Annotated in this window: 15 protein-coding genes; 6 read left to right on the forward strand and 9 right to left on the reverse strand. The window is 59.6% G+C overall.

The genetic code is table 11. The features are described from left to right. Positions 1–59: 59 nt before the first annotated feature. From mdtC to AC2AXP_RS17795, 3 genes are read right to left on the reverse strand one after another with little or no spacing between them, the layout of a single operon-like run. Entirely contained in the window at positions 60–3140 is a 3081-nt protein-coding gene (mdtC, locus tag AC2AXP_RS17785; protein ID WP_484381844.1) for a multidrug efflux RND transporter permease subunit MdtC, read from the reverse strand. Continuing rightward, a complete protein-coding gene (locus tag AC2AXP_RS17790) occupies positions 3137–6256 on the reverse strand; it encodes an MdtB/MuxB family multidrug efflux RND transporter permease subunit (protein WP_198773632.1) in 3120 nt (1039 codons plus the stop codon). The genes mdtC and AC2AXP_RS17790 overlap by 4 nt, the downstream gene beginning before the upstream one ends. Beyond that, complete coding sequence (locus AC2AXP_RS17795) at positions 6256–7506, reverse strand: MdtA/MuxA family multidrug efflux RND transporter periplasmic adaptor subunit (RefSeq protein ID WP_484381845.1); 1251 nt, start codon at positions 7504–7506, stop codon at positions 6256–6258. Before AC2AXP_RS17795 ends, AC2AXP_RS17790 begins: the two co-directional genes overlap by 1 nt. Positions 7507–7767: 261 nt before the next feature. Here AC2AXP_RS17795 and AC2AXP_RS17800 point away from each other — a divergent pair, with 261 nt between their 5' ends. Beyond that, complete coding sequence (locus AC2AXP_RS17800; protein ID WP_004959894.1) at positions 7768–8721, forward strand: aldo/keto reductase; 954 nt, start codon at positions 7768–7770, stop codon at positions 8719–8721. 74 nt (positions 8722–8795) lie between these two features. Beyond that, the gene (locus AC2AXP_RS17805) at positions 8796–9413 is read left to right on the forward strand and encodes a pyridoxamine 5'-phosphate oxidase family protein (RefSeq protein ID WP_004959897.1); all 618 of its coding nucleotides are present in this window, start codon (positions 8796–8798) and stop codon (positions 9411–9413) included. A 53-nt stretch (positions 9414–9466) separates the two neighbouring features. Here the strand turns inward: AC2AXP_RS17805 and AC2AXP_RS17810 are convergent, their stop codons facing one another. Then, positions 9467–10027: a GNAT family N-acetyltransferase gene (locus tag AC2AXP_RS17810; protein ID WP_484381846.1), complete on the reverse strand. Its 561-nt coding sequence runs from the start codon at positions 10025–10027 to the stop codon at positions 9467–9469. A 63-nt stretch (positions 10028–10090) separates the two neighbouring features. Beyond that, positions 10091–11443 carry a molecular chaperone gene (yegD, locus tag AC2AXP_RS17815; RefSeq protein ID WP_004959904.1) on the reverse strand — a complete coding sequence of 451 codons (1353 nt, stop codon included), beginning with the start codon at positions 11441–11443 and terminating at the stop codon, positions 10091–10093. Between the two features lie 173 nt (positions 11444–11616). On the opposite strand from yegD, the gene alkA reads away from it, so the two are divergent. Next, complete coding sequence (gene alkA / locus AC2AXP_RS17820) at positions 11617–13110, forward strand: DNA-3-methyladenine glycosylase 2 (RefSeq protein ID WP_198773633.1); 1494 nt, start codon at positions 11617–11619, stop codon at positions 13108–13110. Between the two features lie 18 nt (positions 13111–13128). Here alkA and mgtE read toward each other — a convergent pair whose 3' ends face one another. From mgtE to ppk1, 4 genes are all read right to left on the reverse strand, one after another. After that, positions 13129–14562, reverse strand: coding sequence for a magnesium transporter (gene mgtE, locus AC2AXP_RS17825; RefSeq protein WP_004959910.1), 1434 nt, complete (start codon positions 14560–14562; stop codon positions 13129–13131). A gap of 106 nt (positions 14563–14668) precedes the next feature. Continuing rightward, positions 14669–14821, reverse strand: coding sequence for a YfgG family protein (locus AC2AXP_RS17830; RefSeq protein ID WP_004959913.1), 153 nt, complete (start codon positions 14819–14821; stop codon positions 14669–14671). A gap of 334 nt (positions 14822–15155) precedes the next feature. Continuing rightward, the gene (ppx, locus tag AC2AXP_RS17835) at positions 15156–16709 is read right to left on the reverse strand and encodes an exopolyphosphatase (RefSeq protein WP_004959916.1); all 1554 of its coding nucleotides are present in this window, start codon (positions 16707–16709) and stop codon (positions 15156–15158) included. A 10-nt stretch (positions 16710–16719) separates the two neighbouring features. Then, positions 16720–18783 (reverse strand): polyphosphate kinase 1, encoded by a 2064-nt coding sequence (gene ppk1, locus AC2AXP_RS17840; RefSeq protein WP_102991025.1) that lies wholly within the window; start codon positions 18781–18783, stop codon positions 16720–16722. A gap of 236 nt (positions 18784–19019) precedes the next feature. On the opposite strand from ppk1, the gene AC2AXP_RS17845 reads away from it, so the two are divergent. From AC2AXP_RS17845 to pstB, 3 genes are read left to right on the forward strand one after another with little or no spacing between them, the layout of a single operon-like run. Beyond that, on the forward strand, positions 19020–21197 hold the full coding sequence (locus AC2AXP_RS17845) for an ABC transporter permease subunit (RefSeq protein ID WP_484381847.1): 2178 nt from the start codon (positions 19020–19022) through the stop codon (positions 21195–21197). Beyond that, the gene (gene pstA / locus AC2AXP_RS17850; RefSeq protein WP_004959927.1) at positions 21194–22843 is read left to right on the forward strand and encodes a phosphate ABC transporter permease PstA; all 1650 of its coding nucleotides are present in this window, start codon (positions 21194–21196) and stop codon (positions 22841–22843) included. The genes AC2AXP_RS17845 and pstA overlap by 4 nt, the downstream gene beginning before the upstream one ends. Positions 22844–22871: 28 nt before the next feature. Next, positions 22872–23684, forward strand: a complete 813-nt coding sequence (gene pstB / locus AC2AXP_RS17855; protein WP_004959931.1) for a phosphate ABC transporter ATP-binding protein PstB — start codon at positions 22872–22874, stop codon at positions 23682–23684. The last annotated feature ends 131 nt before the right edge of the window (positions 23685–23815 follow it).

Below are 23815 nucleotides of genomic sequence, written 5' to 3' on the forward strand. Positions count from 1 at the left end.
TGACACGCCGCGGATCAATGGCGGGGCGGGGCCGAATCAGACGCCGCCCGGCTTATCGGTTATTCAGGCAATGGTTGCAATTTTTTTCCGCGGCGAAAACGCATTTGCAGCCGGTCGAAATACAGGTAAATCACCGGCGTGGTGTATAGCGTCAGCAACTGGCTCATCAACAGCCCGCCGGCAATGGTAATCCCCAGCGGCTGACGCAGCTCGGCGCCGTCGCCGCTGGTCAGCACCAGCGGCAGCGCGCCAAACAGCGCGGCCAGCGTGGTCATCATGATCGGCCGAAAGCGCAGCAGGCTGGCCTGGAAAATCGCCTCGCGTGCGTTGATGCCGCCGTTGCGCTGCGCATCCAGCGCGAAGTCGACCATCATGATGGCGTTTTTCTTCACGATGCCTATTAACAGCATAATACCGATCAACGCAATCAGGCTAAACGAGGCATCGAACAATTCCAGCGCCAACAGGGCACCGACCCCGGCGGAGGGCAGGGTGGACAGAATGGTCAGCGGGTGGATATAGCTCTCGTACAGTATGCCAAGCACGATATACACCGTGGCGATGGCGGCGATGATCAGCAACAGTTGGGATTGCAGCGTTTCCTGGAATACCTGCGCGGTGCCGGCAAATGCGCCACGTACCGTACTCGGCACGCCGAGCGCAGTCATGGTGCGTTCGATGGCCGCGGTGGCGTCCGACAGGCTGCCGCCGTCCGGCAGGTTAAACGAAATGGTCGAAGCCGCCGACAGGCCCTGATGGTTGACCGACAACGGCGCGTTGGCCGGTTGCCAGTGAGCGAAATACGACAGCGGGATCGCCTTGCCGTCGTTATTGATCACGAACATTTTTTCCAGCGCACTGACGTCCTGGGTGTAGGGCGGCGCCACTTCCATCACCACCTTGTACTGATTGAGCGGCTGATAGATGGTCGAAACCTGGCGTTGACCAAAGGCATTGTTCAGCAGGTTATTGGCATCGGACACGGAAATGCCCAGCCGCGCCATGGTTTCGCGGTCATACACCAGATCCATTTCCGACCCCTTGTCCTGCTGATCGGAGTTGACGTCCGCCAGTTGCGGCAAGGCAGCCAGCGCGGTGCGGATCTTCGGCTCCCATTCGCGCAGCGCACCCAGGTCGTCGGCCAGCAGAGTGTATTGATAGCTGGCGTTCGACTGCCGCCCACCGACGCGAATATCCTGCACCGCCATCAGGAACAGGCTGGCTCCCGGCTCTTGCGCCAGCTTGGCACGCAGTCGGGCGATGACCTGCTGCGCGTTTGCGCGGCGTTCGGATAACGGCTTGAGCGAAATGAACATCGAACCGGCATTGGTGCGTGAACCGCCGGTGAAACCGGTCACGTTGTCGACGTCAGGATCTTCACGCACGATTTTCATAAAGTCTTCCAGTTTGCCGCGCATCGCCTGGAACGAAATGCTCTGATCCGCCTGAATAAACCCCATCAGGCGGCCGGTGTCCTGCTCGGGGAAGAAGGTTTTCGGAATGCTGACATACAGCCATACATTAAGGGCGATGGTGGCGAGGAACACCGCCAAAACCCAGCGTGAATGACCCAGCACCCAGTTGAGAGAACGCCCATAGCCCTGCTGCAATCCCACCAGCAATCGGCCGAATCCACGGCTGCGGCGCTGGGCGCGTGCCGGCTGGTGGCGCAGCAGATAGGCGCACATCATCGGCGTCAGCGTCAGCGAAACGATCAGCGACAGGCCGATGGAAACCGACAGCGTGACGGCAAATTCGCGGAACAGGCGGCCGGGCAATCCGCTCATCAACAAGAGCGGGATAAATACCGCCACCAGCGACACGCTCATCGAGAGCACGGTAAAACCGACTTCGCGCACCCCTCGCAGCGCGGCGTTCAACGGTTTGATGCCGGCTTCGACGTGGCGTGAAATATTTTCCAGCACCACGATGGCGTCATCCACCACAAAGCCGGTGGCAACGGTGAGCGCCATCAGCGACAGATTGTTCAGACTGAACCCGCACAGATACATGGCGGCGAACGAACCGATCAGTGAAACCGGTACCGCCACCGCCGGGATCAGCGTGGCACGACCGGAACGCAGAAAGATGAACACCACCAGAATCACCAACCCAATGGCGATTGCCAACGACTGTTCGACTTCTGCCAGCGAGGCGCGGATGGTGGGGGAGCGATCCTGTGCGATGTTCAGATGGATCGAGGCGGGGATGGTTTCCTGCAAGGTCGGCAGTTCGGCGCGGATGCGATCGACGGTTTCAATGATGTTGGCATCCGGCGCGCGGCTGACGGTCAGAATGATCGCCGGTTCGGCGTTGGTCATCCCGGCGTTGCGCACGTCCTGCACCGCGTCCTTGACCTCGGCAACGTCGACGAGCCGCACCGCCGAACCATTGTTGTAATGCACGATCAGCGGCTGGTAGTCGGCGGCGGTTTTCAACTCGTCGTTGGTCTGTAACTGCCAGCGCTGCTGCTGGTTTTCCACCGCCCCCTGCGGCCGGCGAACGTTGGCGTTGCTGATGGCCTGCCGTACGCCGTCGAGTGAGATCCCCTGATTGAACAACGCACCCGGGTTGAGTTCTACCCGGACTGCCGGCAGCGAACTGCCGCCCACCGACACGTCGCCGACGCCTTCGGTCTGGGCGATTTTTTGTGCCAGCTGGGTCGAGGCGAAATCATACAGCTGCCCCTGGTTATAGGTATCCGAGGTCAGCGTCAGGATCATGATCGGTGCGTCTGACGGGTTCACCTTTCGGTAGCTGGGACGATTGGGCATACCGGTTGGCAGCAGGCTTTGCGCGGCGTTGATGGCCGCCTGCACGTCGCGTGCCGCGCCGTTGATATCGCGATCCAGATCGAACTGCAAAATGACCCGCGTGCTGCCCAGCGAACTCATTGAGGTCATTTCGTTGACGCCGGCAATGCGGCCTAGCGCGCGCTCCAGCGGCGTCGCCACCGATGACGCCATGGTTTCCGGCGACGCGCCGGGCAGCGAGGCGCTGATGACGATCACCGGGAAATCCACCTGCGGCAGCGGCGAGACCGGCAATAGCCGGAACCCCATCACCCCGGCGATGGCAATCGCCAGGGTCAGCAGGGTGGTGGCCACTGGCCGATAGATGAACAGGGCGAAGAATTTCACGGCAGCTCCTGCGGATCCGGCTGACGGCGAGTATTACGCGCCAGTTTGTCAAACAGCAGGTAAATTACCGGCGTGGTGAACAGCGTCAGGATCTGGCTCATCACCAGACCGCCCACCATGCACACCCCCAGCGGATGGCGTAGTTCGGCGCCGACGCCGGTGCTGAGCATCAGCGGCAGTGCGCCAAGCAGCGCCGCCAGCGTGGTCATCAATATGGGCCTGAAACGCAGCAGACAGGCCTGATAAATCGCGTCGTATGGCGTCATGCCCTGTTCACGTTCGGCGGCCAGCGCAAAGTCGATCATCATGATGGCGTTTTTCTTGACGATGCCAATCAGCAAAATGATGCCGATAATGGCAATCACATCCAGCTCGCTGCCCGCCGCCATCAATGCCAACAGCGCGCCGACGCCGGCGGTCGGCAAGGTGGACAGAATGGTCACCGGGTGGATAAAGCTTTCGTACAACACGCCGAGCACGATATACATCGCGACAATTGCCGCCAGGATCAGCCACAGGGTGCTGCCAAGCGCCGCCTGGAATGCCAGCGTGGCCCCCTGGAACTGGGTGGTGATGTCAGTGGGCAGATTGAGTTGCTGTTCCGCCTGGGTGATGGCGTCCACCGCTTCGCCCAGCGAATAGCCGTCCGTCACATTGAACGACACCGTTGCCGACGGGAACTGGTCAAGGTGGTTGACCGACAGTGGACCAAAGCGCTGTTCTATTTTGGCCATGGCGCTGAGCGGCACAATGGTGCCGTTGCTGCTGGTCAGGCGGATATCGTTGAGAGCCGTCAGCCCAGGTGTCTGGCTGACGTCGTGCTCCAGCACCACGCGGTACTGGTTGGCCTGGGTATAAATGGTGGATATCAGCCGTTGACCAAAGGCGTTATACAGCGCGTTGTCGATGTCGTTCATGCTGATGCCGAGGCGCGAGGCTGAGTCGCGATCGACATTGACGTAGGCCACCAGCCCCTGATCGAGCCAGTTGCTGGTCACCTCGGCCAACTGTGGCGTCTGTTTCAGCACCGTCAGCAGTTTCGGCACCCACAGACTCAGCTCATCCAGCGACATCGCCTGTAAGGTAAATTGATACTGGGTGCGGCTGACCTGGGTATCAATGGTCAAATCCTGCACCGGCTGCAAATACAGTTTCATACCGGGGAAATGCGCGGTTTGCCGTTGCAAGCGGGCGATCACCGCCGGAATGCGATCGCTGCGTTCATCGAGCGGCTTCAGGTTGATCTGCAGCCGGCCGCTGTTGAGGGTGGCGTTGCTGCCGTCGACACCGACGAATGAGGTCAGGCTAGCCACCGCCGGATCGCGCAGGATTTCCGCGGCCACCTGCTGTTGACGTTCGGCCATATTGCTGAACGACACGCTTTGTGGCGCTTCCAGCGTGCCCTGAATGATGCCGTTGTCCTGTACCGGGAAGAAACCCTTGGGGATCAGCAGATACAGCAGCACCGTCAGCGCCAGCGTGCCCAGCGCCACGCCGAGCGTCAGCCACGGGTGATTGAGCACCACCTTCAGCCAGACCGCGTAGCGGGCGATCACCCGGTCGAAGAAGCGCTCGGACGCACGCGAAAAACGGTTTTGCCGGCGCAGCGATTCATGGCTGAGCATGCGCGCGCACATCATTGGCGTCAGCGTCAGCGACACCACGGCGGAAATCAGGATCGCCACCGCCAGCGTCACGGCGAACTCGCGGAACAGCCGGCCGACGATATCGCCCATAAACAGTAACGGGATCAGCACCGCCACCAGCGAGAAGGTCAGCGAGATAATGGTAAAGCCGATTTCGCCAGCGCCTTTCAGCGCCGCATCCAGCGGCTTTTCGCCCTTTTCGATGTAGCGCGAGATGTTTTCGATCACCACGATGGCGTCGTCGACCACGAAGCCGGTGGCGATGGTCAGCGCCATCAGCGTCAGGTTGTTGATCGAAAAATCGAGGAAATACATGGCGGCAAAGGTGCCGACCAGTGACAGCGGTACCGCTACGCTTGGAATAATGGTCGCGGGTACGTTGCGCAGAAAGACGTAAATCACCATCACCACCAGCGCAATCGCCAGCAGCAGTTCAAACTGCACGTCGTTGACCGAGGCGCGAATGGTGGTGGTGCGGTCGGTCAGCACCTTGACGTCAACCGACTTCGGCAGACTCTTGACCAGCACCGGCAGCATGTCGCGAATGCCGTCGGCGGTGGCGATCACGTTCACCCCCGGCTGGCGCTGAATATTGAGCACGATCGCCTGTTGTTTGTTGGCCCAGGCCGCCAGACGGGTGTTTTCCGCACCCTGCTCAATGGTAGCGATGTCCTGCAGGCGGATTGCCGCGCCGTTCTGATAGGCGATGATCAGCTGACGATAGTCTTCGGCCGACTTCATCTGATCGTTGGCGGACAGCGTGACCGAACGGGTAGGGCCATCGAGGCTGCCTTTGGCGGAATTGACGTTGGCGTTGCTGATGGCGCTGCGCACCGTTTCGCTGTCCAGGCCGTAGGCGGCAACCGCCGCGGCGTTCAGCTTGACCCGTACCGCCGGACGTTGGCCACCGGACAGCGTGACCAGACCGACGCCGTTCACCTGTGAGATTTTCTGCGCGACGCGGGTTTCCACCATGTCTTCCACCTGGGTCATTGGCATGGCGCTGGAGGTGACCGCCAGCGTCATGATCGGCGGATCGGCAGGGTTGACCTTACTGTAGATCGGCGGGTAGGGCAGGTCGCTCGGCAGCAGATTGGTGGCGGAGTTTATCGCCGCCTGCACTTCCTGCTCGGCAACGTCGAGCGGCAGTTCCAGTTGAAACTGCAGCGTAACCACCGACGCGCCGCCGGAGCTTTGCGATGACATTTGCTTCAGGCCGGACATCTGGCCGAACTGGCGTTCCAGCGGAGCGGTGATGGCCGAGGTCACCACGTCCGGGCTGGCGCCGGGGTACAGCGTAACCACCTGAATGGTTGGGTAGTCCACTTCCGGCAGCGCGGAAACCGGCAATGCGCGATAGCCGATAATACCGGCCAGCAGAATGGCCAGCATCAGCAGCGTGGTGGCTACCGGGCGCAGAATAAACAGGCGGGATGGTCCGCCACCGGCGTTCGGCGGTGTGGCGTGCATCAGGATTTCCCTTGAACGTGCGGTTGCTGGCGCGGTTTGGTGGCCGCCGGGGTTTCCTGCGGCGTCAGCACTTCAACCTGTGCGCCTTCGGTCAGGCGATCGATACCGTCGGTTACCACCCGGTCGCCGGCGCTCAGCCCGGCGCTGATCACCACCTGCTGGCTGTCCTGCACCCCGGCGGTCACCAGGTGCTTGCTGACGCGGCTATCGTCGCTCAGCGTCCAGACAAAGTTGCCTTCGTTGCCCATTTGCAATGCGGCGGTCGGGATCACTACCGCGTTGTGCAGGGTGTCGACCTTCAGCCGTGCGTTGACGAACTGATTGGGAAACAGCGCGTCATCCTGATTGTCAAAACGCGCTTTGAGTTTGATGGTGCCGGTGGCGGTATCAATCTGGTTATCCAGACTCAGCAGTGCGCCGGTGGCGAGCCGTTGCTGATTGGTGCGATCCCAGGCTTCAACCGCGACCGGGCCGGCTTTTTGCGCCTTGACCAGATCGGCGATATTGCCCTCCGGCAGGGTAAATACCACGTCGATCGGCTGCGTTTGGGTGATCACCACCAGCCCGGTGGTGCTGCCGCTGCTGATATAGTTGCCGACGTCCACCAGCTTCAGACCGACGCGCCCGTCAATCGGCGCGGTGATGCGGCTGTAGGTGATTTGCAGTTTGGCGCTATCGACCGCGCCCTGATCGGCCTTGATGGCCCCTTCGGTCTGGCGCACCAGCGCTTGCTGCGCGTCGAGTTCCTGACGCGAAATCAGGTTGGTTTTCACCAGTTGCTGATAACGTGCCAAATCCTGCCGGGCATTAGCCAGCGTTGCCTGATCCTTCGCCAATTGTCCCTGCGCCTGGGTGAGCTGGACGTTGAACGGCCGCGGATCGATTTCCGCCAGCAGATCCCCGGCTTTGACCTGTTGTCCCTCGGTAAAATGCAGCGCCATCAGTTGACCGTCGACGCGGCTGGTGACGGTAACGGTATTGGCGGCGGTAGCGGTGCCCAACCCGGACAGATAGCGCGGCACCGTCTGTTGGCTGGCGGTGGCTGCCTGCACCGGCGACATCGGCATACCGCGCCTACCGGCGGCAGGCGTTGCGCGAGCATCCTTGCCGGCTGCGGCCTGGCGGGCGCTTGGCATCGCTTCGGGCTGCGTCGCAGAGAAATGGCGCCACAGCATAACGGCAGCAACAATCACCAGAATCAGCGCCAGCAGGCGCAGTATCCAGGAACGACGTGTGGGGTTTGCATTCATGACGGTGAAAATTCTCTCCAAAGGCAGGCGTACTGACGGGCATTGATTGCCGAAAAGCGGTCTTTCTATAGGATACTAGTTTAGCGGCCGGAGACTTGATAAAAATGAAGGAAAAATGGAGGAATCGTCAGTTTTCCATGAAGAGTTCGGGGATTTATCGTTTTCCAGACTAATCTTGTCTGTTAGCGCGGCTTTTATCGCGTGCCAGGTGCGACGCATCTGGCTGGTTGAGCCTATCTGTTCTGCCTGGAGGAGTTAGTAATGCGTAAACGGCAATTGGGAACCACCGATATTCAGGTTCCACCGCTGACCTTTGGCGGCAATGTGTTTGGCTGGACGGCGGATCGCGCCATGTCCTTTCGTCTACTTGATGCGTTACTGGATCATCAGCTTAATTTTATTGATACCGCCGACGTTTATTCCTCTTGGGCGCCGGGCAATCAAGGGGGCGAGTCGGAAACCGTCATCGGCGAATGGCTGAAGAAAAGCGGCAAACGCGACCAGGTGATTATCGCCACCAAAGTGGGCAAACCGATGGGGGAAGGCCGACAGGGGCTGGCGCCACGCTATATCCAACGGGCGGTAGAAGATTCGCTGCGCCGCCTGCAAACCGAGTATATCGATCTGTATCAGTCCCATGACGACGATCGCGATACGCCGCTGGCGGAAACGCTGTCGGCGTTTGATGCCCTGATCAAGGCCGGTAAGGTGCGGGCTATCGGCGCCTCCAATTATCAGGCCGAACGGCTGGAGGAAGCGCTGAACGTCAGTGAACGGCTCGGACTGGCGCGCTATGAAACGCTACAGCCGGAATATAATCTCTACGCCCGCCAGGGTTATGAACAGGCGCTTGAGGGCGTGGCGGTCAAACGGCAACTGGGCGTGATCAACTTCTTCTCGCTGGCCAGCGGTTTCCTGAGCGGCAAATACCGTAGCACAGCCGACGTCGGCAAAAGCCAGCGTGGCGATACGGTGGCTGCACGTTACTTGAATCCACGCGGGTTTCGCATTCTTGCCGTGCTGGATCAGACGGCGGAAAAGCACCGCAGTACGCCGGCGCAGATTGCCCTGGCCTGGCTGATGGCGCGGCCGAGCATTACTGCTCCGATTGTCAGCGCCACCTCGTTGCAACAGCTTGATGAGCTGGTGGGCGCGACCCGCGTGCAACTCGACGCGCAGGATATGCAGCGGTTGCAGCAGGCCAGTGCCGCATAGCCGCGCCGTGCTCTCCTTTGGCAGGATTTTGCTCTATCCTGAATGGGTCTAGATGATTCATTCAGGGAGCAGCAATGTGCAACGAGACTGTTAATGATTTAGCCACGCTTGAGCAAATTTACGGCCAACCGGCCGCCCCTTCGGTGTTCAAGGAAGTCAGTTACCTTCACCCGGCTTATCGCCCTTTTATCGAGGCCGCGACATTTGCCGCGCTGGCGAGCGTTGGCCCGGACGGGATGGATGTGTCGCCGCGTGGCGATCCGGCCGGTTTCCTGCATATCGAGGATAAAAAAACGCTGTTGCTGCCTGACCGACGCGGCAACAACCGCATCGACAGCATGCGCAATATTCTGCATGACAATCGCGTTGCTCTGCTGCTGTTGATTCCCGGGGTGAATGAAACGCTGCGTATCAACGGCCGGGCGGAGATTGTGATCGCCCCGACGCTATTGCAACGCTTTGCCCATCGCAACATGTTGCCGCGCTCGGTACTGCGTATCACGGTGGAGGCGGTATTCTTTCAGTGTGGCCGGGCGATTCTGCGTTCCGGCCTGTGGGATGCGTCGACGCAGATCCCGCGCCAGTCGCTGCCCAGTACGGGTACTCTGCTGGCCGAAATCAGCAAAAGCAGTTTTGACGGCGAGCAGTATGACGCCGAGTTGCCGCAGCGGCTGCGCGATACGCTGTATTAATCACCTGGCGTCAGGCGGGCGTGCCAGCGTGCCCGGCAAGCCGAAAAAGATAATCAGCATGTTTGCTCCTGCCATTGTTGCCGCGTCAGACGATACACCACATGATCGCGTAACGGGTGGCCTGCCGGCAGGCGCGGATGGGCAAAGCGCTCACCGTGGTAATGCATGCCGATGCGCGCCATCAGCCGCCGTGAGGGCTGGTTGATGACGGCGGTAAATGACACCACTTCCGGCAATGACAAGCGCTGGAACGCATAGGCCAGCACGGCACGGGCAGCTTCGCTGGCATAGCCCTGATGCCAATAATTCGCCGCCAGGCGCCAGCCGATTTCCACGCCAGGTGCGATGGGCAGATCGTCGCCTATCGGATTGAGGCCGACAACGCCGATAAACGGCGTAACCGCTTTGAGCTCCACGGCCCATAACCCCCAACCGACCCGTTGCATAACATGGCGCAGGGTGGCCGCCTGACGGTTGCTGGCAGCGGCGCTGAGTGTCGAGGGGAAATAGTGCATGACGCGTGGATCGGCATTAAGCGCGGCGAAGGCGCTCAGATCGCTGTCCTGCCAGGCGCGCAGGTGCAGGCGCGCGGTATCAAGGGTGTCGATGGACATGGCGCTTCCTCGGAAAAGGCGCGGCGTGGTGGCCGCGCCCGGTAGAGTGTAGCGAATGACGAGCTAGCGAAACAGCGTTTGTGCCCAGCGCGCCAGTCCGGCGGTGACCGAGCCGAAGTCGTTACCGCCGACGATCGGAATGCCTGGCAACTGTTGCTGTAGTGCGGTGCGCAGCAGCGGCGAACGTGCACTACCGCCGGTGAGATAAATCACCTGTGGCGTGCTTTGGCTGGTGGCCAATGCCGCAGTCACCTGTTCCTGGATCCGTTGCAGTGGCTGCGAAATTGCCTCGGCCAACTGACCTTGACCGATGGTTTCGGCCAGATCGGGCTGCACAAATGCCAGCGGCACCTGGGTACTGTCCTGAGCGGACAGGGCAATTTTGCTTTCTTCTGCCGCCCGCACCAATCGGTAGCTCAGGCGCTGCTGATAGACCTTCAGCAGGCGTTGAACCTTCTCCGGCTCGGCGGCGTCGCGGATCAGATCGCGCAACAGACGGGCATTGGCGCTGCCATAAAAATCGTTCTGCGCCGGCACGTCGTTGGTAGCAACCGCGTTCCAGTAAGGCAACGCCGGCAGCGCGATGCCTTTCTCGGTTTCGCCGCCCATGCCGAACAGCGGCATCAACTGTTTGAACGCCAGCATGATATCCAGATCGTTACCGCCAACGCGGCAGCCGCTGTGACCCAGCAGGCTTTGCTGGCGGTCGGCGCGATCGCGCCATTGCGGCCCCATCAGCAACACCGAACAGTCGGTGGTACCGCCGCCGATGTCCACCACCAGAACGGTTTTTTCTTCGCTCAGCGTGGCTTCAAAATCCAGCCCGGCGGCTACCGGCTCGAACTGGAATTCGATGTCTTTAAAGCCGGCGCGCTGGGCGGCGCGTTGCAGAATACCCTGTGCCTGATGGTTGGCCTCGTCGCCGCCGGTGCCCTGGAAGTTAATCGGGCGGCCAATCACCGCCTGATCGATCTGCTGCTGCAACGCTCCTTCGGCCTGGCGCTTGATGTGGAACATCATGGCGCACACCAGATCTTCAAACAGCGCGATCTGCTGTGCTTTCAGGCCGTTGGCTCCAAGGAAGGATTTTGGCGAGCGAACGAAGTACACCTCTTGCGGATCTTCGACGTAATGCGCCAGCGCTTGCAGGCCGAACAGCACGCTGTCGGCATTCACCGGAATGTCTTCCTCGCGGTTAAAGCTGATGGCGCGCCGCAGCAACTGCTGGTTTTCGTCGCTGCCGGTCGGCACCTGCCAATGGCGGTGCAGACACTCGCTGACCGCTTCGCGCGTTGGCGCGCACAGCATTGACGGCAGATACGGTTCGTTGTTTTCCAGCGCCAGCAACTGAGGGCCATTGTCGCCCATGACCGCCACGGAACAGTTTGCTGTTCCATAATCAAAACCAATAAACATTGTCTTTCCCCATGCCAATGAAGGGGGGCGACTTTACCCGAGAGCGGGCGTCTGGGCAACGTGCAGCGCGTCAAGCGGCTAAAAATTTAGCGCAGTGGCAGTTGGCATGCTTAACTGTTTGCCACAGGTTAATGTCCGAATTCCGCACGCCAGGGCGCAGCGCGAGCAGCATAATGATGAAAAAACCGACATTGAGCGTAATCATGAGTAATCAACAGGCATTCTATGCCGCGCTGCAGGCGCGCGATCGCAAGTTCGACGGCCGATTTTTTGTCGGCGTTTCCTCAACCGGTATTTATTGCCGCCCGGTGTGCAGCGCCCGCACGCCAAAAATTGAAAATTGCAGCTTTTACCCCAGCGCGGCGGCGGCCGAACTGGCAGGGTTTCGCCCTTGTCTGAAGTGTCGGCCTGAACTGGCTCCGGGGCTGGCGTTAATCGATCTGGGCAACCGCTACGCGCAGGTGGCGGTGCAACTGATTGAGCAGGGCTATCTTTCCGAACACGGTTGTGACGCGTTGGCGGCGCGGCTGGGCATTTCCGATCGACATCTGCGGCGGATATTTGCCGAACGCTTCGGTGCGTCACCGATTGATTATGCGCAGTCGCATCGGCTGTTGCAGGCCAAACGGCTGTTGGCGGACACCCGTATGCCGCTGAGCGAAGTGGCGTTCGCCGCCGGTTTCGGCAGCCTGCGGCGCTTTAACGAGCTATTCAAACAGCGTTATCGCCTGGTGCCGTCGGCCCTGCGCGAAAGCAGCGCAAGACAGTCGCGCGCCGCTGCCAGCGGGCTGGTGTTTCACCTGGGCTATCGCCCGCCGTACGACTGGGCGCGTATGCTGGAGTTTTTGCAGGCGCGTGCGGTTATCGGCGTGGAAAGCCTGCGGGACGGTCTGTATTGCCGTTCCATTGCGTTGCAGCAGGGGGGGGAGGAATACCGCGGCTGGGTCAGCGTACTGCCGGAGCCGGTGCGCAACCGGGTGCGGGTGGAGATTGCACCGTCGCTTAGCCGAGTCACCACCGAGGTGCTGCGGCGCGTACGTCAGCTGTTCGATCTGGATGCCGCACCTGACCTGATCGCCGATGCGCTGGGCGAGCTGGCGGCCGACGCGCCCGGTTTGCGGCTGCCCGGGTGCGTCAACAGCTTCGAACAGGCAACGCGCGCGGTGCTGGGCCAACTGGTCAGCGTCAAGATGGCTGCCAGCTTTGCCGGGCGAATGGCCGAGCGTTGGGGGACGCCGCTTGAACAGCCGTACGCCGGCATCACTCACCTGTTCCCGACGGCACAGCAGGTAGCGCAACTGCAACCGCAGGATCTGCGGCCACTCGGTGTACAGCTCAAACGCGCCGCGGCGTTGATTGCCATTGCCCGGGAGGTAGTGGAACAACGGTTGACGCTGGATAACGTGCTGGATATCGATGCAGGCATCAAGGCGTTGACCGCGCTGCCGGGGATTGGCAGCTGGACGGCGAATTACATCGCGATGCGCGCCTGGTCATGGCCGGACGTGTTTTTGGCTGGCGATTACCTGATCAAACAGCGTTTCCCCGGTATGACGCCGCGACAGATGGAACACTACGCCGAGCGTTGGCGGCCGTGGCGTTCTTATGCCACGCTGCACCTCTGGCACCATCAGCGCTGGCAGCCTCAGCCGGCAAGCGACCAGTAACGCGCCGGCCGCGCTGGCCTACAGCAGAAAAAGCGTGGCAAGGCCAAGAAAGATAAAGAACCCACCGGTATCGGTCAGCGCGGTGATCAGCACGCTGGAGCCGACTGCCGGATCGCGGCCGAGCTTGAGCATGGTCATTGGAATGACGACGCCCATCAGTGCCGCTACCAGTAGATTAAGTATCATCGCCAGCGTCATCACGCCGCCCATCGCCCAGTCGCCGTACAGCAGATAGGTCACCACTCCCATGATGCCGCCCCACACCACGCCGTTGATTATCGCCACGCCCAGTTCCCTGAGCATCAGTCGCGATATGTTGCCGACTTCAATCTGGTGCAGCGCCAGGGCGCGCACGATCATGGTAATGGTCTGGTTGCCGGTGTTGCCACCGATGCCGGCGACGATCGGCATTAACGCCGCCAGCGCCACCAGTTGGGAAATGGTGTGCTCGAACAGGCCAATGACGCGCGAGGCGATAAAGGCGGTGCACAGGTTGATAGCCAACCAGGCCCAGCGGGTTTTTACCGCTTTGCCAACTGGAGCGAACACGTCTTCTTCCGGACTCAAGCCGCCCATACGACGCAGGTTGCTTTCGCTTTCCTCATTGACCACGTCGACGATTTCTTCGATGGTCAAACGTCCCATCAACTTGCCTTTGGCGTCGATCACCGGCGCACTGATCAGGTCGTAGCGTTCAAATGCGCCAGCCGCCGCTTCGGCTTTGTCCTCTGGCTGAAAGGTGGTGGGATCGCTGTCCATCACCTCGGATACCGGCGTTTCCGGATCGTTGAGCAGCACGGCGGTCAGCGGCAGCTCACCCAGCAAGGTGTTTTTGCGATCGGTAACGAAGATTTTATCGGTCGCGTCGGGAATGGTTTTGCGCAGACGAAGAAAGCGGTGCACCGCGCCCAGCGTGACGTCGGCGCGCACCGTGATCAGCTCGAAGTCCATCATCCAGCCGACGGTTTCTTTGCCGTAGTGCATCATTTCGCGCACTTGCGCCCGTTCATCCGGTTCCAGCGAGGTCAGCAGCCGTCCCATCAGGTTACGCGGCAGGAACTGCGCCAGATAGGCCTGTTCATCGACGTCCAGCGTCTTGATCGCCTTGAGCAGGTCTTTGTCGCTCATTTCTTCGATCAGGCTGTCCCACACCGGTTCGGCCACTTCCACCAGCGTTTGGCCGCGCTTGGTGTTGCCCACCAGCCGCCACAGCGCCAGTCGTTCATCCTGCGGCAGCGCTTCCAGCAGGTCCGCCAGATCGGCGGCGTGCATGTCTTCGACAATCTGGGTGATTTCTGCGGTCTGGTTGAGCCGTTCGCTTTTGTCGAGCGGTTGTCCGTCGCCGGGACGGCCAAGAATGCCATCGATCAACTCTTTGTTATTCAACAGCAAAGACAGAATGCGCTGACGGTGTTCAGCGACTTTTTTGACGTTATGTGTAGCGGCTGACATGGTATTCCTTAACGCGTTACTCGCACAATTCCCGTATGACGACCTTAACAAGATAGAACATGCTGACGCTGAGCGTCAGTTTTAAGAGGCACAACAGAAGGCGGGGTTACAGCTGTTGATGGTACTGTTGCGAGGCGGCTTGCTTCTCCTGGTGATGCGGCACGGCAACCACGGCGGCGTACAGTAATCGGCCGATCAGTATGATAAAACTGACAAATAACACGATCTTGGTCATTTGTCCGGTGGTTCTTTTTCTCATAGATCACCTGAGGTTATCGGTTCCTTTTCAAGGCGTTGGCAGCCGCGTGTTGCGCACGATGACTGCAAGTTTAGGCCGGGTGAGTAAAACTTGTCTATTTGTTTCCTGAATGGTTTAACCGTCGTTTAGCGTTATTTTATGCGACACATGGCCACGGCCGGTTTTCATTGCCGCTATCATGCACAGGGTGAGGTGCCAAGCGCGGCCGGCGGTGAGCAGGGATAGGTGAGGGAGTGGTAGCCGATGCCGACAGACGAAACGGGGGCGAGCGCTATGCACCACGCAATGTTACCCGGCTTGCCCTCGGGGTATGTGAAGGCAAGCCGGTAAAGCGTTATGCCGAACGTTGTTCGTCGTTCTGCGCGTCTTCTTCTTCTATCATCAGCTTCCAGCCAACCACGTCGTTCCAGTAGGCCTGTTCGCGTTCAAAATCCAGTTGTACCAGATTGTTCTGCGCCAGATAGCCAGTCGGGAAGCGCAGCGTCCAGTGATTGTCGTCGGTGATCAAACGCAGCGTTTCCGGCGTGGTGGTGGACTGCCGCTGGTTGTTGAGCAGCGTGCTCAAGCGCAGCAGCTGAATCAATGGCAGATAATGTTTCTTTTTGAACAGATTCAGGCGTGGCAGGTCATCCAGCTTGATCGCCTTGCGGTGGAAGCGCACCAGCGCCGCCAGCAATAATTGCTGTTCCTGATTAAAACCCGGCAGGTTGGAGTTTTGTAAAATATACGCCGAGTGGCGATGCATGCCGCTGTGGTTAATGCTCAGCCCGACTTCGTGCAGCATTGCCGCCCACTTCAGCAGGGCTTCCAGCTGCGGATGCACCAGCTTGCTGTTTTGCGCCATCCACTGTGCGTACAGCAGCTCGGTGGTTTCCAGCACCCGTTTGGCCTGTTCACGATCGATATTATAGTGATCGGCCAGGCTCTTGGCGGTGCGGCTGCGGATGTCCTGATGGCGGAAACGGCCTTCCATCTCATACAGCACGCCTTCACGCAGCGCGCCGTCAGACAGGCGCAGATCGCGGATCGCCAGCGCGTCGAACACCCCGCACAGAATAGCCAGACCCGGTACAAACACCGATTGACGATCCTCCGACAGCCCCGGCAGGCTGAGTGCGCTGAAATTTTTGAACTGCAGCACCTGCTCGACCATCATTTCCAGCCGTTCAGGGGTGATCAGGCCGTCTTTCTCGCCCATTTCTACCAGCACTTCATGCGCGGCCTTGATGGTGCCCGATGCGCCCAGTGCGTACTGCCAGCCCTGAATGCGATACTGCCAGGCCAGGGTTTCCAGCTTTTGCGCGGCGGCCAGGCGCGCACGCTTGAAGTTGGTTTTGCTGATTTCACCACCCGGGAAAAACATCTGGGCGAAGCTGACGCAGCCCATGCGGCGGCTTTCCGCCAGCAGCGGTTCGAAATCTTCGCCGATCACCAGTTCGGTTGAACCGCCGCCGATGTCGACCACCAGCTTGCGTCCTTTTTCCGGTTGGGTATGCTCGACGCCCATAAAGATCAGGCGCGCTTCCTCCTGCCCGGAGATGATTTCAATCGGGTAGGGGATGACCTTCGCCGCGCGTTTGAGAAACGCTTCGGCGTTGACCGCCTGACGCAGGGTATGGGTACCGACGATGGTGACGTTATCCGCCGGAAAGCCTTGCAGCCGCTCGGCAAATAATGCCAGGCAAGCCAGACCACGTTCTATAGCCTCTTCACTGAGTACATTGTTGGCATCCAATCCATCGGCGAGGTGAACCCGTTGTTTCAAACGGCCTAACACCTGCAAGGCGCCGTTGACAACGCGGGCGATCACCATGTGGAAACTGTTCGAGCCAAGATCGATGGCAGCAATTTCCTGCGGTTTATGAGTTGTGGTGCTGTTTAGCGGCATAGTTACTGGCCTAGTGTCCTGGTTGTTCCAGAGCGTTTAAATACTCGTAAATGGCAATCTGTGCGCGCACCTTGCGGCGGTTGCCGCGCGGCACATACTGATTGCTCAGTTCTTTATCAATATAACGGGCTTTGACCGTGTCGCTGAACAGGATCTCCAAAATATCCAGCACCCGCTGTTTGAGCGCCGGATCCAGCAGAGAAACCGCCACTTCGATACGGTAATCGATGTTGCGGGTCATCCAGTCGGCAGACGACAGATAGACTTTTTTGTCACCCTTGTTTTCGAAAACGTAGACGCGATCGTGTTCCAGATAGCGGTCGACGATACTGATCACCTGAATATTGTCACTGATTCCCGGCAGGTTGGGAATCAGAGAACACATTCCACGCACCAGCAGGCGGATTTTCACGCCGGCGCCAGAGGCGGTATATAACCGATCCACCAGCCCTTTATCCACCAGATTATTTATTTTCAGCATAATGCCGGCCGGCTCACCGGCCTGCGCGTTGGCGATTTCGTTGTCGATCAGTTGGTACAGCATGCGGCGCGAGTTTTGCGGCGACACCATCAGATTGTCGAAGCTGACCGGACGGTACGGATTTTCAATAAAGTTGAATACTCGCCGCACTTCGTTGGTGATGCGCGCATCTGCGGTCAACAGCGAATAGTCGGTATAAATGCGCGCGGTTTTCTCGTTGAAGTTACCGGTGCCGATGTGCGCATAGCGCACGATGGCATCGCCCTCGCGGCGGGAAATCAGGAACAGCTTGGCGTGGATCTTCAGGCCTGGCGCCGAGAAAATAACGTGAACTCCGGCTTCGGTCAGGCGTTTTGCCCAATGAATATTGGCTTCTTCGTCGAAGCGTGCCTGCAATTCCACCACCACCGTGACTTTCTTGCCGTTGTGCGCGGCATGGATCATCGATTCGATGATGCGCGAGTCTTTCGCCACACGGTAAATATTGATTTTTATCGCCAGTACGCTGGGGTCGAACGAAGCCTGACGCAGCAGTTCCAGCACGTGCTCGAACGTGTGGTAAGGGTAGTACAGCAATACGTCCTTTTCCCGAATGGCATCAAAGCCGTTGCGGAAGTTGTCAAACCAGATATGGCGCAGCCGCGGCAGTGGTCGATTGACCAGATTGGCTTTGCCGACGTTAGGAAAGCTGATGAAATCCTTGAAGTTATGGTAACGTCCGCCGGCGATCACCGAGTCGTAGTTGGAAATGCCGAGCTTGCCGCGCAGCAGTTCGACCATTTCGTTTGGCATATCGCGTTGATAGACAAAACGCACCGGTTCGGCGGTCAGACGCTGCTTCAGGCTGGAGGACATCAGTTCCAGCAGGCTGGATTCCATTTCGGTTACCAGATCGTATTCGGCGTCGCGCGTCATCTTCATCGAATAGGCGTTCAACGCGTCGTAATCGAAAAAGCCCTTGAAGATATCATCCAGGCAGTAGCGCAGAATGTTATCCAGCAGGATCATTGGCTTGCGGCGGCGCGGCGCTTCCGGCGGCAGGTTGACAAAGCGCGGAACCTTATCGGACGGGATTTCCAGCAGCGCGTAGTCGATGCGCGTCCCGCGGATGATTTCGACCGCCAGATAGGTGTAGTCATCCTTCAGAAACTGCACCAGATTGGTGTCATGGTTAATCAGAATCGGCGTAATGTGCTGGCGCAGGTGCTGTTTGAAATACTGCCGCAGCCAGATTTGCTGATTTTCCGAAACCTGTCTCTCGTTAATCAGGAAGATCTGATTACGTGCCATCTCCAACAGCAGATCGTTGTACAGGCTGTCGAACTCCTGATCGGTTTTCAGCACCTTTGCCTGGATTTTTTTCAGCAGATGGCGTGATGCGCCGGCGGAGCCCTGTTCTTCGCTGATCAGGATACGCCGCTTCAAGTCGGCAAAGCGGACTTTATAAAACTCGTCAAGGTTATTGGAGTAAATGCCAAGAAACCGCATGCGCTCAATCAGGGGATTGCTCTTATCTGCGGCTTCCTGCAATACGCGCTCATTAAAGGATAACCAGCTTAGTTCTTTTTCGATGTAGAGCTTTTCCTGACCCATTATTACTCCGCTTTAACATGGGGAAAATTGAATGGCATCCTCTAGGGTTCTGGGCATGAGTTGTGCCGGATGCCGCTCTAATGTCCTACAACATTATTGCGAGAGATTGACAATAAAGTCCATTAGATTACCGACTTGCCTTACGGTAACTTTGTCATGCAAACGTCACCAATCTGACATAAGATGCCCGGTTATCTTACGGCGCAAGCCCAGCCAGCAAAACGACAGCGAGACACATGGTACAGACTACGGCAAATCAACATCCTCGGGATCGTCTGCGGGCGCGTGTCGATCGCGGCGTACAGGCAGCGGTTACCGTCAGCGGGTTGCTGGTGCTGATGACGTTGATGCTGATCTTCGTTTATCTGCTGTATGCAGTATTGCCGCTGTTCAAGCCGGCGTCGATCGAGGCGGCACCGCCGATGGCGATCGAGCGTTCCGCTCCGACGCTGGCACTGGGCATGGATGTGCAGCAGCGCGTCGGTTATCGCATCGATACGCAGGGCGCAGGGCAATTCTATGCGTTGACCTCGGCAGACAACCGTCCTGCCGGCACGCCGATTGCGCAGCAACGGTTGCTGAAGGCGCCCGCGCTGTTGGCGCAGGCGGTTGGTGCCCGGGATACTTTTGCGCTGGTGGGGGCCGATGGCCGTTTTATCATTACGCAGGCCGAATTTGCCGCGACGCAGCAAGGGCTGCCGCGCTGGACGTTGCCGCTGGGGGCGCGGCCGCAGGTGCTGGATCGTCGCGGTCGCGCGTTGACGCTGTTGGCATTGACCCCGGTGCGTCCTGCCGGCCAGTTTCTGCTGGCGGCGGTCACTGACGATCGTCGGCTGCTATTGGGCCGCTTTGGCCCCGAACAGGCCGCCAGGGTGAGTGAATTGCCGCTTGATGCCGCAGCGCAGCAACTGATCATCACCCCGGACGGCCGCCAGCTGTATCTGTTGAGCGGCGATCGGCTGGCGCGCTACCAGATCGAGGGCGATCGGCTGCAACTGAGCGAAACCCGCAGGCTTGGTGGACAAGGGCCTTACCGCATCAGCGCCTTGCCTGGCGGCAGCGCGCTGATCGTTCACGCCGCCGATGGCGAACTGCGTGAATGGTTCGACGTGGAAAAAAACCAACGCTGGCAACTGACGCCGGTACAGCGCTTCCAGCCACACGCGGTGCCGCACAGTCTGCTGCTCAGTGAACCCTATCGCCGGGTGTTTGCCACCCTGCAACCTGACGGCGCCTTTGCGCTGTTTTCCACTTTGCAAGCGTCGCCGCTGTTGAGCGCGCAACTGCCGGCTGGCGTGCAACATGCCGCGTTTGCACCGCGCGGCGACGGGCTGCTGCTGGAAACCGCGCAGGGCTGGCAGCGCTACGCACTGGACAATGCCTATCCCGACGTGACCTGGCGCTCGCTGTGGCAACGCATGTGGTATGAAAACTATCCGCAGCCGGCGTTTGTCTGGCAATCCACCTCCGGTGAAGACAGCTATCAGGCCAAATTCAGCCTGATACCGGTGATTTTCGGCACCTTCAAGGCTGCGGCTTACGCCATGCTGTTTGCGGTGCCGCTGGCGTTGGCTGGCGCTGTTTATACCGCCTATTTTATGTCGGCAGCGCTGCGCAGGGTGATAAAACCGGCAATTGAGGTAATGGGGGCATTGCCAACGGTGGTGATTGGGCTGGTGGCCGGTATCTGGCTGGCGCCGGTAATAGAACAGCATTTGCTGGCGGTGCTGGCATTGCCGTTGCTGTTGGCGGCGGCGGTATTGCTGTGCGGCGCGGCGTGGCACCGCTGGGGGGCACGCCGACTGGCGCCGGGCATCGATTTGCTGCTGTTGCTGCCGGTGGTGGCGCTGACGGTGTGGGTCGCCTTTGCCGTGGGGCCATGGCTGGAACTCAGCCTGTTTGACGCGCCGCTGCACGTCTGGCTGGGGGATGACTTCGATCAGCGTAACGCGTTGGTGGTGGGGGTGGCGATGGGGTTCGCGCTGGTGCCGATTATCTTCTCGCTGGCGGAAGATGCACTGTTCAGCGTGCCGGCCACCCTCAGCCAGGGATCGCTGGCGCTGGGCGCTACCCAGTGGCAGACGGTGGCGCGCGTGGTGCTGCCGTCCGCCAGCGCCGGCATCTTTTCGGCGTTGATGATCGGCTTTGGCCGCGCGGTGGGGGAAACCATGATCGTGCTGATGGCCACCGGCAATACGCCGATCGTTGACGGCAGCCTGTTCCAGGGATTGCGCGCGCTGGCGGCCAATATCGCGATAGAAATGCCGGAGGCGGTGTCCGGCAGCAGCCATTACCGGGTGCTGTTCCTCACCGCGTTGGTATTGTTTATTTTCACTTTTATTTTCAACACGCTGGCTGAAGCCATTCGCCTGCGACTGCGTGAGCGCTATACCCTGAATCAGGAGGCGCCATGAAAAACTGGCTGAAATCCGGCTCGCCGTGGGTCTGGCTCACTGCCGCCTCGGTCACCGTCAGCCTGCTGGCGCTGATCGGCATTTTGTTATTGCTGGCCGGGCAGGGGATGCGCTATTTCTGGCCCAGTCCGGTGTACCAGTTCGAGCTTGAGCAGCCGGCGGCCGGGCCGGTGACGGTGATTGGCGAACTGTATCAGCAGCAAACCATTTCTCGTCGTCAACTGCTGGAGTCCGGCGTGACGCCGCCGGGCGATGCACAACGCTACACCCGTTATCTGATCAAGGTCGGTAATCGGGAAAGCGAAGGGCAGGATTTCCGCACCCTGCTGGCCAGCGACGTGCGCCGTCAAACCGCGCCGCGTGATCTGCTGGTGCTCGAACGCAACAGCAGCGGTACGGCGTACGGTTATCTGGCCGGGCTGCTGGAAGACGGGCAGCCGCTCACCGGCCGCGATCTTGCTCAGGCGTTGCAGCAGCGTTTGCCGCAGATAGCGGCGCTGTCGCGCCAGGCGCACGATATCCAGTTCCGCGCGATGGCGCGCATCAATGAGCAGTTCGCCGCGCTGAGCCTGCGCGAAAAACGCCTGCTGCGTGACGATCGGCTCGATGCGCGCGCTCAGGCGTCGATCAAAGCCGAACGGTTGGAATTGCAGCGGCAATACCGCCTGTTGGCAGAAAAACTGTCGGGGCTGAATCGCGATCGGCAGCGTGACGCGTTGCTGTTGCGTGACATGCATGGGCAACTGCATACCATCGCGCTGAGTCAGGTACGCGATGCCTGGTATCCCAACGCGATGAGCGTCGGCCAAAAAGTGACGCACTGGGGCGATCAGGTCAGAAAATTCCTGATGGACAGTCCGCGCGAGGCTAACACCGAAGGGGGCGTGTTCCCGGCGATTGTCGGTACCGTGCTGATGGTGATTTTGATGTCGATGGTGGTGATGCCGTTCGGGGTGATTGCTGCGGTCTATTTGCATGAGTACGCCGGTAATAACCTGCTGACACGGCTGATACGCATCGCGGTGGTCAATCTGGCCGGCGTGCCGTCGATCGTGTATGGCGTGTTCGGACTGGGCTTCTTTGTCTATCTGATCGGCGGAACCCTCGACCAGCTGTTTTACCCCGAGTCGCTGCCCAACCCGACCTTCGGTACGCCGGGCGTGCTGTGGGCCGCATTGACGCTGGCGCTGCTGACGCTGCCGGTGGTGATCGTGGCGACCGAGGAAGGGCTGTCGCGCATTCCTGCGACCTTGCGCCAGGGATCGTTGGCGCTGGGTGCCAGCCGAGCGGAAACCTTATGGCACATTGTATTGCCGATGGCGGCGCCGGCGATGATGACCGGCCTGATTCTGGCGGTGGCGCGCGCGGCGGGTGAAACTGCGCCGCTGATGCTGGTCGGGGTGGTGAAGTCGGTGCCGGTGCTGCCGGTAGACGATATTTTCCCCTATCTGCATCTGGAGCGTAAATTCATGCATCTGGGCTTTCAGATTTACGATATGGCATTCCAGAGCCCCAGCGTTGAGGCCGCACGACCGCTGGTCTTCGCCACCGCATTCCTGTTGGTGGTGATTGTTATAGGGCTGAATCTGGCGGCAATGGGCATTCGTCATTCGCTGCGAGAGCGTTATCGGGCATGGAGTCAGTAACTGCAATGAACTATTTGGGAAGTGTGCAATGGGTTTAAAGACGCCAGGCAGTTTGCCCCGGCTGGATGTCCAGCATCTCGAACCACAGCAGACCGCGCTGTCGGTCAGCGATCTCAACCTGTTCTATGGCGACAAGCAGGTGCTGCATGATATTTCGCTGCGTATTCCACGCCACCGGGTAACCGCGCTGATCGGCCCGTCCGGCTGCGGCAAATCCACGCTGTTGCGCTGTTTTAATCGTATGAACGATCTGGTGGATAACTGCCGTATCGACGGAGAATTGCAGTTGAACGGCGAAACGCTGTCCGGGCCGCATATCGACGTCGCGGCGCTGCGGCGGCGGGTGGGCATGGTGTTCCAGCGGCCCAATCCGTTCCCCAAATCAATTTATGAAAACGTGGTGTATGGCCTGCGTTTGCAGGGCATTGGCGAACGACGCATTCTGGATGAGGCGGTGGAACGCTCGCTGCGCGCCGCCGCGCTGTGGCATGAGGTCAAAGACCGGCTGCGTGAGAATGCGTTTCGACTGTCTAGCGGGCAGCAGCAGCGTTTGGTGATTGCGCGCGCGATAGCCATCGAACCGGAGGTATTGCTGCTGGATGAGCCGACTTCGGCATTGGATCCGATTTCAACGCTGACCATCGAAGAGCTGATTTCTACCCTGAAGCAGCGTTATACGGTAGTGCTGGTGACGCATAATATGCAGCAGGCGGCGCGGGTTTCCGATTACACCGCCTTTATTCATCAGGGCAGGCTGGTGGAATATAACGATACCGACGCCATATTCACCGCGCCGCGCCAGCGTCGCACCGAAGATTATATTACTGGGCGCTATGGTTAATCCGTCATACTCCCCGCGATAAGCGTATCGGCCACCACCATTGGCCAGATGCGAGGCGTTCGGCGATGGCAACCGGCTTAAGCCAGGAAGAGGGCGTACGGCATTGTGCTGCGCCTCGCACGGATCGGCGA

The organism is Serratia sp. Sp408, assembly GCF_057180665.1.

Bases quoted from the DNA above. Each gene is read 5' to 3' on its own strand.
- AC2AXP_RS17790 (WP_198773632.1), bottom strand. From the start codon at position 6,256: ATGCACGCCACACCGCCGAACGCCGGTGGCGGACCATCCCGCCTGTTT.
- AC2AXP_RS17795 (WP_484381845.1), bottom strand. From the start codon at position 7,506: ATGAATGCAAACCCCACACGTCGTTCCTGGATACTGCGCCTGCTGGCG.
- AC2AXP_RS17800 (WP_004959894.1), top strand. From the start codon at position 7,768: ATGCGTAAACGGCAATTGGGAACCACCGATATTCAGGTTCCACCGCTG.
- AC2AXP_RS17805 (WP_004959897.1), top strand. From the start codon at position 8,796: ATGTGCAACGAGACTGTTAATGATTTAGCCACGCTTGAGCAAATTTAC.
- AC2AXP_RS17810 (WP_484381846.1), bottom strand. From the start codon at position 10,027: ATGTCCATCGACACCCTTGATACCGCGCGCCTGCACCTGCGCGCCTGG.
- yegD (WP_004959904.1), bottom strand. From the start codon at position 11,443: ATGTTTATTGGTTTTGATTATGGAACAGCAAACTGTTCCGTGGCGGTC.
- alkA (WP_198773633.1), top strand. From the start codon at position 11,617: ATGATGAAAAAACCGACATTGAGCGTAATCATGAGTAATCAACAGGCA.
- mgtE (WP_004959910.1), bottom strand. From the start codon at position 14,562: ATGTCAGCCGCTACACATAACGTCAAAAAAGTCGCTGAACACCGTCAG.
- AC2AXP_RS17830 (WP_004959913.1), bottom strand. From the start codon at position 14,821: ATGAGAAAAAGAACCACCGGACAAATGACCAAGATCGTGTTATTTGTC.
- ppx (WP_004959916.1), bottom strand. From the start codon at position 16,709: ATGCCGCTAAACAGCACCACAACTCATAAACCGCAGGAAATTGCTGCC.
- ppk1 (WP_102991025.1), bottom strand. From the start codon at position 18,783: ATGGGTCAGGAAAAGCTCTACATCGAAAAAGAACTAAGCTGGTTATCC.
- AC2AXP_RS17845 (WP_484381847.1), top strand. From the start codon at position 19,020: ATGGTACAGACTACGGCAAATCAACATCCTCGGGATCGTCTGCGGGCG.
- pstA (WP_004959927.1), top strand. From the start codon at position 21,194: ATGAAAAACTGGCTGAAATCCGGCTCGCCGTGGGTCTGGCTCACTGCC.
- pstB (WP_004959931.1), top strand. From the start codon at position 22,872: ATGGGTTTAAAGACGCCAGGCAGTTTGCCCCGGCTGGATGTCCAGCAT.